This is a genomic window from Ruegeria sp. G7 (assembly GCF_056535465.1).
In genome coordinates this window covers 2,128,644-2,140,364 of sequence record NZ_JBQFIL010000001.1, presented here as the reverse complement: position 1 = coordinate 2,140,364, position 11,721 = coordinate 2,128,644, and the positions used below count along the sequence as shown (strand labels likewise).

9 protein-coding genes are annotated in these 11,721 nt (G+C 61.7%); 5 read left to right on the top strand and 4 right to left on the bottom strand.

Annotated features, from left to right (window positions below):
* The first annotated feature begins 34 nt into the window (after nucleotides 1-34).
* The 5 genes from ACR3EN_RS10750 to ACR3EN_RS10730 all read left to right on the top strand — a co-directional run bounded on the left by ACR3EN_RS10750 (nucleotide 35) and on the right by ACR3EN_RS10730 (nucleotide 6,202).
* Entirely contained in the window at nucleotides 35-1,294 is a 1,260-nt protein-coding gene (locus tag ACR3EN_RS10750; protein ID WP_480822648.1) for a hypothetical protein, read from the top strand.
* A 75-nt stretch (nucleotides 1,295-1,369) separates the two neighbouring features.
* Nucleotides 1,370-2,881, top strand: a complete 1,512-nt coding sequence (gene gatB / locus ACR3EN_RS10745) for an Asp-tRNA(Asn)/Glu-tRNA(Gln) amidotransferase subunit GatB (RefSeq protein WP_480822650.1) — start codon at nucleotides 1,370-1,372, stop codon at nucleotides 2,879-2,881.
* Between the two features lie 91 nt (nucleotides 2,882-2,972).
* Nucleotides 2,973-4,211 (top strand): peptidase T, encoded by a 1,239-nt coding sequence (gene pepT, locus ACR3EN_RS10740; protein ID WP_480822652.1) that lies wholly within the window; start codon nucleotides 2,973-2,975, stop codon nucleotides 4,209-4,211.
* A 98-nt stretch (nucleotides 4,212-4,309) separates the two neighbouring features.
* Entirely contained in the window at nucleotides 4,310-4,735 is a 426-nt protein-coding gene (locus tag ACR3EN_RS10735; protein WP_480822654.1) for a DUF4177 domain-containing protein, read from the top strand.
* A 96-nt stretch (nucleotides 4,736-4,831) separates the two neighbouring features.
* Entirely contained in the window at nucleotides 4,832-6,202 is a 1,371-nt protein-coding gene (locus ACR3EN_RS10730; protein ID WP_480822656.1) for a DUF3179 domain-containing protein, read from the top strand.
* Here the strand turns inward: ACR3EN_RS10730 and ACR3EN_RS10725 are convergent, their stop codons facing one another.
* The 4 genes from ACR3EN_RS10725 to lpxC form a co-directional block, all read right to left on the bottom strand.
* Nucleotides 6,203-7,888, bottom strand: a complete 1,686-nt coding sequence (locus ACR3EN_RS10725; protein WP_480822658.1) for a chloride channel protein — start codon at nucleotides 7,886-7,888, stop codon at nucleotides 6,203-6,205.
* A gap of 92 nt (nucleotides 7,889-7,980) precedes the next feature.
* Nucleotides 7,981-9,630 carry a DNA repair protein RecN gene (recN, locus tag ACR3EN_RS10720; RefSeq protein ID WP_480822660.1) on the bottom strand — a complete coding sequence of 550 codons (1,650 nt, stop codon included), beginning with the start codon at nucleotides 9,628-9,630 and terminating at the stop codon, nucleotides 7,981-7,983.
* Between the two features lie 36 nt (nucleotides 9,631-9,666).
* Nucleotides 9,667-10,527 (bottom strand): outer membrane protein assembly factor BamD, encoded by an 861-nt coding sequence (locus tag ACR3EN_RS10715; protein WP_480822662.1) that lies wholly within the window; start codon nucleotides 10,525-10,527, stop codon nucleotides 9,667-9,669.
* Nucleotides 10,528-10,656: 129 nt separating this feature from the next.
* Nucleotides 10,657-11,577: a UDP-3-O-acyl-N-acetylglucosamine deacetylase gene (gene lpxC, locus ACR3EN_RS10710; protein ID WP_480822664.1), complete on the bottom strand. Its 921-nt coding sequence runs from the start codon at nucleotides 11,575-11,577 to the stop codon at nucleotides 10,657-10,659.
* Between the last annotated feature and the right edge of the window lie 144 nt (nucleotides 11,578-11,721).

Here is an 11,721-nt window from a genome sequence, read left to right as displayed (position 1 = left end):
CCGGTTACACGTTTGTTCCAGTTCGAGTTTCGCCATGTTTCGGTCTATCAGGGCAGTTTCTGCCCGTCTTTTCGGTTCTTCTAATCCCACCCCAACGCCTCTGCCTGCGTCGGTCGCCGATGCCACGGCATGGCTTGTTGCCTCGGGTCAGCTGAACATTCCCATCGCTGAAACGGATGCTGATGATGCGATCGCGCATCAGGTGATCGAGCGCGGCCGCTATCTGGCGCGGCAGGATATGTGGGCCGAGTTGTCGCGCGAAATGCGCGCCGCCGACGCGGCCCGCAAGACCACGCCCTGCGGGCAGCCCATCACCGATCTGCTGGCCTTTGGCGCCCGCTCGGATGTGGTGCTGGCGGCCGAACATGCGCTGTCCGACGGGAAGGAACTGTCGGATTATGATCTGCTGGGCGGAATCTCCGAGCTGGAAGGCGAAGTTCAGAACCACCCCGACGATCCGATGATCGCGCTGGTGGTGGCTCTAGCGCATATCGATCTGGCCTGGGCCTGGCGCGGGACGGCGCAATCGGATGCGCTGCCGACGCTGCATCGGTCCCGTTGTGCGGCGCATTTCGACCGCGCCGCCGCGTTGATGCCGCTGAGCCGCGCAACCATGCCCGACAGCCCCGCCGTTGCCGCGGCGGATTGCGCCTTGCTGGCCGGTCACATCGACCCGCGCACCCGCGTCGCTGACAAATACGAAGCCCTGATCACGCTGGACCCGCAGAACCACCGCCACATGCGCGCCATGGGGACCCACCTGCTGCCGCGTTGGTTCGGTAGCTATGAGCAACTTGAGGTTCAGGCCCTGCGCAACGCCGCGCGGACCCAGAAGACATGGGGCGCAGGCGGTTATACCTGGGCGCAGTTCGACGCCATCGCACTGGATGATGAGGCCTGCGCGCGGGTGGATGTCGAGTATTTTATTGAAGGATTACAGGATATTGTAGCGCGCCGCCCGGATCAACAGACGATCAACCTGCTGGCGGCCTATTGCTCGGTCACCCTGCAGAAGGGCATGGGCCGCAGCCCCAAGGCAGACGTCGCCCGCAAGCAGATCTGCGCCGCCGCAGACTGGTTGATCCGCGATCACCTGACCGAGCTGCACCCGCTGATCTGGGCCCACGCGGCGAACGGGTTCAACAACAGCCTGCGTGTCAATTCGGCTGAACGCTTTGCCGCCCGTGGCCGCCGCGATGCGCTGCGGGCCATCGCAAACCTGTTTCGCGACGAGCTGCGCAGCGGCCAGCGCGTGACGTTTACGCCGACGGGACTGCAGTTCTCGGCGAATTAAAGGCAGAACCCCTTGCCCCTTTGGCGCGCCGGGCCTAATACGCAGGCTTAGACTTCTGCGGATATGAGGCGCGCCATGCTCGACCTGACATACGAAATGCCCAAAGTTAAAACCATTGCCGGGGCCAAGCACGATTGGGAACTGGTGATCGGGATGGAGGTGCACGCTCAGGTCTCATCCAATGCCAAGCTGTTTTCCGGCGCGTCGACCCAATTCGGGGCCGAGCCGAATTCGAACGTGGCGTTCGTGGACGCGGCGATGCCGGGCATGCTACCTGTGATCAATGAATATTGCGTGGAACAGGCGGTGCGCACCGGGCTGGGCCTGAAGGCGGATATCAACCTGAAATCGGCCTTTGACCGCAAGAACTATTTCTACCCCGACCTGCCGCAGGGATACCAGATTTCCCAGCTTTATCAGCCTATTGTGGGCGAAGGCGAGGTTCTGGTCGAGATGGGCGACGGCACCGCGCGTATGGTTCGGATCGAGCGTATCCACATGGAGCAGGACGCAGGCAAATCGATCCACGACATGGACCCGCATATGTCTTTCGTCGACCTGAACCGGACCGGTGTTTGCCTGATGGAAATCGTCAGCCGTCCCGATATTCGCGGACCGGAAGAGGCTGCAGCCTATATCGCCAAGCTGCGTCAGATCATGCGGTATCTGGGCACCTGCGACGGCAATATGCAGAACGGCAACCTGCGGGCGGACGTGAACGTTTCGATCTGTTTGCCGGGCGCGTATGAGAAGTACCAGGAAACACAGGACTTCTCACATCTCGGCACGCGCTGCGAGATCAAGAACATGAACTCGATGCGGTTTATCCAGCAAGCGATTGAGGTCGAAGCCCGTCGCCAGATCGCCATCGTGGAAGCTGGGGGCGAGGTAGAACAGGAAACCCGTTTGTACGATCCCGACAAGGGCGAAACCCGTTCCATGCGGTCCAAGGAAGAAGCGCACGATTACCGCTACTTCCCCGATCCCGACCTGCTGCCGCTGGAGATCGAACAAGCGTGGGTGGACGACATCGCCGCCAAACTGCCCGAGTTGCCCGACGCCAAAAAGGCACGGTTTATCGAAGCGTTTGGCCTGACCGACTATGACGCTTCGGTCCTGACCGCCGAGGTGGAAAGCGCCGCGTATTTCGAGGATGTCGCCAAGGGTCGCAACGGCAAGCTGGCCGCGAACTGGGTCATCAACGAGCTGTTCGGCCGGTTGAAGAAAGAAGACCACGACATCACCGACTCGCCCGTGTCTCCGGCACAGTTGGGCGGGATCATCGACCTGATCGCCTCCGATGCCATCTCGGGCAAGATCGCCAAGGACCTGTTCGAGATCGTCTATACCGAAGGCGGCGACCCGGCGCAGATCGTGGAAGAGCGCGGCATGAAGCAGGTGACCGACACCGGCGCGATTGAGGCCGCACTGGATGAGATTATCGCCGCCAACCCGGCACAGGTTGAAAAGGCCAAGGTGAATCCGAAACTGGCAGGCTGGTTTGTCGGTCAGGTGATGAAGGCCACCGGCGGTAAAGCCAACCCCAAGGCGGTAAACCAATTGGTCGCCCAGAAGCTGGGATCGTAAACCCATTGTGAACCACCCGACGGAGTCAGGCCATCGGCTTGACTCCGTTGTCATTTAGCCCCTTTCTTCGGCAACAAAGAGGGAGGGCACGATGCAGAACAGATTTGATCAGGAACTCGAAACCCGGCTGATGCGCTATGCCGCCATCGACAGCCAAAGCGATGAGACCTCGCCCTCGACCCCCAGCACAAACATTCAGTTCGACATGCTGCATCTGCTGCAAAAGGAATTGGCCGAGATCGGTGCGCAGGATGTTGAGATCACCGGCGACAGTGTGGTTGTGGCGACGATACCCGGCACGGCTGAGGGCCCGACGGTTGGCTTTCTGGCCCATGTAGACACCGCCCCGCAATTCAATGCGACCGGTGTGAAACCGCGGGTGATCAAAGGCTATAACGGTGGCGATATCACCTTTCCTGACGATCCTGATCTGGTTCTGTCCCCCGAAGAGCATCCCTATCTGGCCGAAAAGATCGGCCATGACCTGATCACCGCCTCGGGCACCACGCTGCTGGGTGGTGATGACAAGGCCGGCGTGTCGATCCTGATGACGATGGCGCGGCATCTGATTGAGAACAAAGACATCGCCCACGGCCCCATCCGCATCGCCTTTACCCCCGACGAAGAGATCGGGCGCGGCGTGACCGAGCAACTGCCCAAGGACCTGAAAGCCGATTTCGCCTATACGCTCGATGGGCAGGACGTGGGCGAGATCGAGTACGAGAGCTTCTCGGCGGATCGTGCGGTGATCAACATCACCGGCGTGTCGATCCACCCCGGTCTGGCCAAAGACAAAATGGTCAACGCCGCCCATCTGGCCGCAAAGATCGTGCAGACCCTGCCGCAGGCCACCATGACGCCCGAGGTCACCGACGGGCGCGAGGGGTTCATTCATATCACCGACATGAACGGCGGCTCCTCCGAGATGGAGATCAAGCTGATCCTGCGCGATTTTGAGATGGAGGGGCTTGAGGCCCAGCGCGACATCGTCCGTCAGGTCTGCGCCGCCGTGCAGGCAACCGAGCCGCGCGCGACCATCACCTGCGACATCTCCCATCAATACCGCAACATGCGTTACTGGCTGGAAAAGGACATGACCCCCGTCGATCTCGCCCGCGAGGCCTGCCGCGAACAGGGTATCGAGCCCGTCTCGGTCCCGATCCGGGGCGGCACCGATGGGTCGCGTCTGACAGAATTCGGCACCCCGACGCCAAACATCTTCACCGGGATGCAGTGCATTCACGGCCCGAAAGAGTGGATTTCGGTGCAGGACATGGCGTTGGCGACCGAGGTTTGCCTGTCGCTGGTCGGCAAAGCAGCGCGGGGCTAAAACCACAGTACACGCCGAAATTCGCCTAAACACGATCTTGGCTTTCACCCGGCGGTCAAAGTGTTAACGTTCCCGGACACAGCAATCAGGACCTGTTGATGCAGCGCTACGAATACAAAGTTGTCCCCGCTCCGCAAAAGGGCACCAAGGCGAAAGGTGTGAAAACGCCAGAGGGCCGGTTTGCCACGTCGATCGAGCAGCTTCTGAACCAGATGGGACAGGATGGTTGGGAGTATCAGCGCGCGGAACTGCTGCCCAGCGAGGAGCGCTCGGGCCTGACCGGGTCGACCACCAACTGGCGCAATGTACTGGTGTTTCGCCGAGCGGTCACCGAAGACGCCCCGCGGGTCGAGCCGGTGGAAGAGGATGATACCCCAACCCCGCGCCCGGTGCCGGGCCCCGATGAGGTGCTGACCACGCCGCCTGCGGCCCCTGCCCCGATCTCGGAAGCGCCGCAGGACCCGCCGCTGACGCTGAAAGCGTCGGACGAGGTCGACGCCGACGCGGCCAAAGACAAGGCCTGAACCCGGGACATGATGTTTCACCCCGCTCACGCGGGTGTTTCGTGTATGTGAGCGCGATTGCAGGCAGATTGGGTCTGAACCCAATCGGAGGATGCCATGTCGATCTCACGTCGTAGTTTCACCGCCTTGCTGGGGGCCAGTGTCGCCCTGCCCACCGGGCTTCGGGCCCAGGAAGATCCGGTGCTTGAGGCGGTACGATCCACGCTTTACGGCGGGCGGACCGATTTTGAGGCTTCGATGGCCTTTCTGAAAGAGCGTGGCAACCCCGATGTCGTCCCCGCCCTGCTGACCGGATTGCGGTTCGCCCGGCGGCGCGAAGACGATATCGCCGAGGTGATGGATGCGCTGACCGGCGAATCCATTGGCCCCGATTGGTTTGAGTGGATGTTGTGGCAGGAAAGAAACCCCCAGATCGTGCCACACGCGTCGCTGATTCCGTTCAAACGCGAGGTGTTGCTGGGGATCGACGATAATTTCGACCTGTTCCTGCGGCCCGAGTACCTGCAGCGCGACAAGATGAAGATCCGGCTGGAAGAGATTTCCTGGGGCGGCGTTGTCAAAGATGGCATCCCGTCACTGGACAATCCCAAGCTGATACCGGCGGCGCGGGCGGATTACATGAAAGACGATGATCTGGTCTTTGGTGTCTCGATCAACGGCGATGTGCGGGCCTATCCGCTGCGGATCATGGGCTGGCACGAGATGTTCAACGAGGTGATTGGCGGTGTGCCGGTCGCGCTGGCCTACTGTACGCTATGCGGTTCGGGCATTTTGTTTGAAACGCAGGTCGAGGCGCGGCGCAAACCGTTCGTCTTCGGCTCGTCGGGATTCCTGTATCGATCAAATAAGCTGATGTTCGACCGCGAGACGCATTCGCTGTGGAACCAGTATACCGGCAAACCGGTCGTTGGCCCCCTGGTAAACAGCGGGATCGAGCTGAAACAGCGCCCGGTGGTGATCACCCGTTGGGACAGCTGGAAAGCATCGCATCCCGACACGCAGGTGCTGTCGCTCAGTACCGGGTACCGGCGCGACTACGGATCGGGCGTGGTGTATCGCGAGTATTTCGCCTCATCCGAGTTGATGTTCCCCGCCTTGGTGGACCAGCGGGTTCACCGGCAAAAGGACTATGTGTTCGCGGTGCGCCAGTTCGGGGCTGCACGCGCTTGGCCACTTGAGGCCTTCAAGGGAAAGCCGGTGATCAATGACGCGATTGGTGGGCGTGCGCTCATGCTGATGGGCGATCCTGACAAACGCAGTGTTCGCGCGTATGAACGCGGCGCGCATAGTTTCCGCGCAACCACGGATGGCGGGCTTTTGGACGAATCAGGGGCCAAATGGACCGTCACAGAAGAGGCGCTGGTCGCCCCGGACGGCACGCAGTTGCCACGCGTCGCGGGTCATATTTCTTACTGGTTTGCCTGGGACAATTATCTGGGCGATGCGGCCAGCGTTTATGGCGGCTGATCAGGAGTGTTCTTCGGCCGCCGTTGCAGCCAGCGCGCGGTTATAAGCCTTGAGCGCGTCAATGTGATAGAGCGCGCCCACCGGGTTTTCGCAGCCGTCCTTGCCGACAATCACCACCGGGATACACGGGATGTCATCGCGGTCGAAATAGGGCATGGCGGCTTCGAGCGTGGCATTCGCTCTGACGCAGAGCCCCTGTTCGATCAATGCCAGCGCCTCGTCCTTGGTGATTGATCTCGCGTCGCCCAGTGGCCGCATGACCGCGCCAGCGCGCAGCATGCCCAGCAGGTACGCTTGCGGCCCGGCAGCCAGATGCACGTTGCGACGCTCGAGCTGGGTCAGGAAGAACGACCGGTCCACAAGGCGCGAAGCCAGCGCCGTGGACATCGACACCGACACCATCACGGCAAGGCCGATCTGCCAGTCTCCGGTCAGTTCAAAGACGATGAGCGTCGTCGAAATGGGCGCGCCCAGTACGGCCGCCGCTACCGCGCCCATCCCGGCAAAGGCATAGAGCGTATGGGTGCCTGACACGTCCGGCAGTAGACCGGTGGCGATAAGGCCAAAGGCCAACCCGGTCAGCGCGCCGATCATCAGTGAAGGCGAGAACACCCCGCCGCCCATGCGCCCGCCCATGGTGATGGCCACGGCAACAGTTTTGATCACCGCGAACAGGATCGCTGTCGTCAGGACAAGATCTCCGGTCAGGGCGCGGATCGTAGTCTCGTACCCGACGCCGATAATGTGGGGAAACCAGATGGCCAGAAGGCCAAGCATCAGACCCGAGACCCCCGGCCGCAGCCAGCGCGGGAGGGACAGACGGTTCTGGATATGCGTCCCGATATCCTCAGCAAAGAAGATCGAGCGCATCAGAACCAACGCCACCAGCCCGCAGATCAGACCGAGGATCAGGAATGCGGGCAATTCGACATAGAATTGCAGCGATCCGGGGGTGTCCAGCGTGAATTCCGTGACATCCCCATAGGCCAGCCGGTTGATCACTGTCCCAGCGACCGAGGCAATCACGATGGGCGCAAAGGCATGCACAGCAAAATGGCGCAGCACGACCTCAAGCGCGAACAGCGCCCCAGCGATGGGGGCGTTGAAGCTGGCCGAAACGGCGGCGGCCACGGCGCAGCCCAACAGGTCTCGGCCAGTGATACCGTCCGCGTTGATCCGGTCGCTGACCCAGGTCGAGATAACCCCGGCCATATGTACAACCGGTCCCTCCCGTCCCGTCGACCCGCCCGAGCTGAGCGTGATCAGCGATGCAAAGAAGGATGCAATCCCGGCCTTCTTTTCGACCCGCCCATCGATGATGGCCGAGCCCTCGATTACATCCGCGACCGAGCGCACACGCCCGTCATCGGTAAAATTGTGCAGAATGACCCCGACGATCAGTCCACCGATCATAGGAATCAGCAATATCCAAAGCCAATGAAGCTTTGCCGCGTGCGTGTGCAGGAAAAGGATGTCTTCGGTGTCGTAGAGATAGGCCTGCAAGGACGAAATCGCCATGCGGAACCCCAGCGCCATGAAGCCCGCCGCGATCCCGATCAGCAGCGCAATGAACCAGAACTGGATCTGGCTGGGACCGCGATGCAGCATCACCCGCCAGCCATCCCGCAAAGCCGAGAGGGCCTGATTGAGCTGATTGCGCAGCACGGTGCGGGTTGATTGGGTCATTGGCCCTCGTCGAGGTGATCACCTGACCCTTAGTAAGCCACGCGGAGGGCTTAGAAAAGTCGGTTCACAGCAAGATGTTCAAGGAAGGCGCATTATGCATCCAACAGGGCACGGGCAGCGGCGCGCGCCTCTTCCGTTATCGTATCGCCTGCGACCATGCGGGCGATTTCGTCCACGCGGTCGGGATCGGCCAGCGGGATGACGGTGGACAGGGTCTGATCTCCGGCCACTTGTTTCTGCACCCGCCAGTGATGCGCCGCACGAGCGGCCACTTGTGGCGAGTGGGTGACGACCAGCACCTGCCCACCTTGCGCCAGCGATGCCAGACGACGACCCACCGCATCCGCCGTTGCCCCGCCGACGCCACGGTCGATCTCGTCAAAGATCATGGTGCGGGCGCTGTCCTCGCCGGTCAGGCAGACCTTGAGCGCCAGCAGAAAGCGGCTGAGTTCACCGCCCGAGGCGATTTTGTTCAGCGGGCCGGAGGGCGCGCCGGGGTTGGTGGCGACGGTGAAGGCCACCGCGTCAGTGCCTTCGGGGCCGGGATCAGCGGGGGTGATTTCGGTTCGGAACACGGCGCGTTCCATTTTCAGGGGCGCGAGTTCGGCCATGACCGCCTGGTCCAGCGCGCTGGCCGCGGTCTGGCGCGCGGTGCTGAGCGCTTGGGCCGCTGCATCATACTCAGCCTGCGCCGCGTCGACGGCGGCGCGTTTGTCGCTGAGGTCGGCGTCGCCTGCGTCCAGTCGGCTCAGGCGGTCGCGCAGGGTATCGGCGAAGGCACCCAGATCGTCGGGGGCGACGTCGTGTTTGCGGGCCAGCGCGCGGATGGCGAACAGGCGTTCCTCGGCCTGTTCCAGTTCCGCCGGGTTGAAATCGAGCGCCTGCAGGCAGGTGTTGACGCCGTCCTGCGCCTCGCCCAGTTCGATCAGGGCGCGGCCCAAAGCGGCGATGGGTTCCTCAAGCTGGCCGCCTGCATTGTCCGAGACCCCTTCGAGCCAGCGCACGGCGTCGGCCATCGCGCCTTCGGCCCCATCACCGCCCAGAAGGGCAAAGGCGCGGGCCACGTCGTCGCGGATACGCTCGGCCCCCTGCATCATGCGGCGGCGGGCGTCGAGTTCGGCATCCTCGCCCGGTTGCGGGTCAAGCTGGTCAAGTTCGCCCACGGAATGACGCAGGAATTCTTCCTCGGCGCGCATGGTGGCCAGCGTGGCTTCGGTCTCAGCCAATGCCTTGCGAGCGCGGGACATCTGGGCCCATGCGGCGCGGACGGCGCCGATGTGATCCCCTGCCCCGGCATAAGCATCCAGCATGGCGCGGTGGCCGCGCGGGTTCAGCAGACCGCGATCATCCTGCTGGCCGTGCAGTTCGATCAGAGTTTCCGACAGGGCACGCAGCACCTCGCCCGAGCAGCGGCGATCATTGACCCATGCGGTCTTACGCCCCTCGGCCGTGTTTACCCGCCGCAGGATCAGCTCTTCGCCGCCGGGCAGACCTGCCTCGGCCAGAACCCCATGGGCGGGGTGATTTGCGGGCAGTTCGAACTCGGCTACGACCTCACCCTGCGCAGCACCCTGTCGGACCAGTTCGGCACGCCCGCGCCAGCCCAACACAAAGCCCAGCGAATCCAGCAGGATCGACTTGCCCGCCCCGGTCTCGCCGGTCAAAGCGTTCAGACCCGGCTGGAAGGTCAGTTCCAACCGGTCGATGATCAGCATATCGCGGATATCAAGGGCGCGCAGCATCGGGTCTTTAGCGTCCCTCGGCCTTAGCCATGGCGGTTACAACCACTCACCCTTGATGGTCTGACGGTAAATCGTGGACAGCCAGTTGTTGCCACGGCTCTTGAGGTCCAGCCCGCGCGACGTCAGCAATTTGTAGCCGGCATCGTACCATTCCGAAGACTGATAGTTGTAGCCCAAGATCGCCCCTGCTGACTGCGCCTCATCCACCAGACCCAGCGCAAGATAAGCCTCGATCAGGCGATAGAGCGCCTCGGCGGTGTGGGATGTCGTCTGGAAATCCTCAACCACGACACGAAAGCGGTTGATGGCAGCGGTAAAGTGATCCTGACGCAGATAATAGCGCCCAATCTCCATCTCTTTACCCGCGAGGTGATCGAACGCCAGATCGAATTTCAGGATGGCCGAGGTGGCGTACTCACTGTCAGGATAAACCTCAATCACCGTGCGCAGAGACTGAAGCGCCTGGAAGGTCAGCCCTTGGTCACGACCGACCTCATCGATCTGGTCGTAATAGCTGAGTGCCAGAAGATACTGGGCATAGGCCGCATCTTCATCCGTTGGATAGAAGTCGATAAAGCGCTGCGCGGCGGCGCGGCTTTCTGCATAATTCCGATCATTGTGGAACGAAAACGCCTGCATAATCAGCGCGCGCTTGGCCCAATCGGAATAGGGATACAGGCGTTCCACCTCCGAGAAATACCACGCTGCATCGTCCGAGCGATTCTGCGACAGCTCATATTCACCCCGCGTGAATATCTGTTCAGGCGTGAACCCTTCGAGGTTCTGATTGCGATCTGCACCACGGCTGCTGAACAGGCCATTGTCGCCACATGCGGTCAAAACCGCCGCCAGAAGAAGCGCGCCTGCGAACCTGACTGCCGCCTTGGTACCAACCATTCCGCCCATCCTTGTCGTCTTTCTTAGCGGGATTTGTCCCTGATCGGACCTTGGTCTAGCACATAAAATTCCGGGGCAAAACGCCTTATGCACCCTCGTGACGCAAATGTCGCCAGAGTTGATCGGGTGTCAGGCGACCTGCGGAATCTCGCTGCGGACAAGGCCCTGACCCGGCAGACGCGCGGCCTGTTCCGGCGTGCACAGGATCGGACGCACCGCGCCAGGTGTTTCAAACAGCTTGCGCAACAGTGTGTTGGTCATCGAGTGACCCGACTTTTCCCCGATAAAGCGCCCCAGAATCGGGCCGCCCGCAAGGTAGAGATCTCCCAAGGCGTCCAGCATCTTGTGGCGCACGGCCTCATCCGCGTGGCGGAAACCGCCCGGCGTCAGCACTTCGTCACCCTGCACGACCACCGCGTTGTCCAGTGTACCACCCAGCGCCAGCCCGTTTTCGCGCATCGCTTCGACATCCGTGCGGCGGCAGAAGGTACGGCTGTCACAGAGTTCACGCGCAAACGCACCGTTGCACATATCCAGAACCTTGGTCTGGCTGCCGATGGCGTCGTCTTCGAAGTCGATGTGAAACTCGATCTCAAGCTTGTCGGCAGGCACGATCGATGCGCTTGCACCCTCACGCGACACAGTGACGGGCTTCAGCACCTCATAGGCCAGAACCGGGCTCGCCTGACGGCGCACACCCTTGGCCATGATCCCACGCACGAAATCAACGGACGAGCCATCCATGATCGGAACCTCGGGACCATCGATCTCGATCAGCGCATTGTGGATGCCACATCCGGCCAGAGCGGCCATGATATGTTCAATGGTCGATACCGACACACCCGCGTCGTTGACCAGCCGGGTGCAGAGCGGGGTGCGTTCAACCACGTCGTAGATCGCAGGGATCAGCGCATTGCCAAGCTCGATATCGGTCCGCTTGAACCAGATCCCGTGACCGGCAGCCGCCGGTTTGAGGACCATCGTCGCAGGCTTGCCGCTGTGCAGCCCTGTGCCTGTAAACGTGACCGATGATTTGAGCGTATGTTGCAAGGTGAACCTCAGCGCGTGGTGTCCAGCCTTTGGGTGGCTGTGTTGGACACTCAACTAAGGAAGCGGGCGTTAAGGCTCAACTCACTCTTTGCAACCGATTGAAACATGAATGTGACAGATCGGCAAAACCCTGCTTAGCGCCTG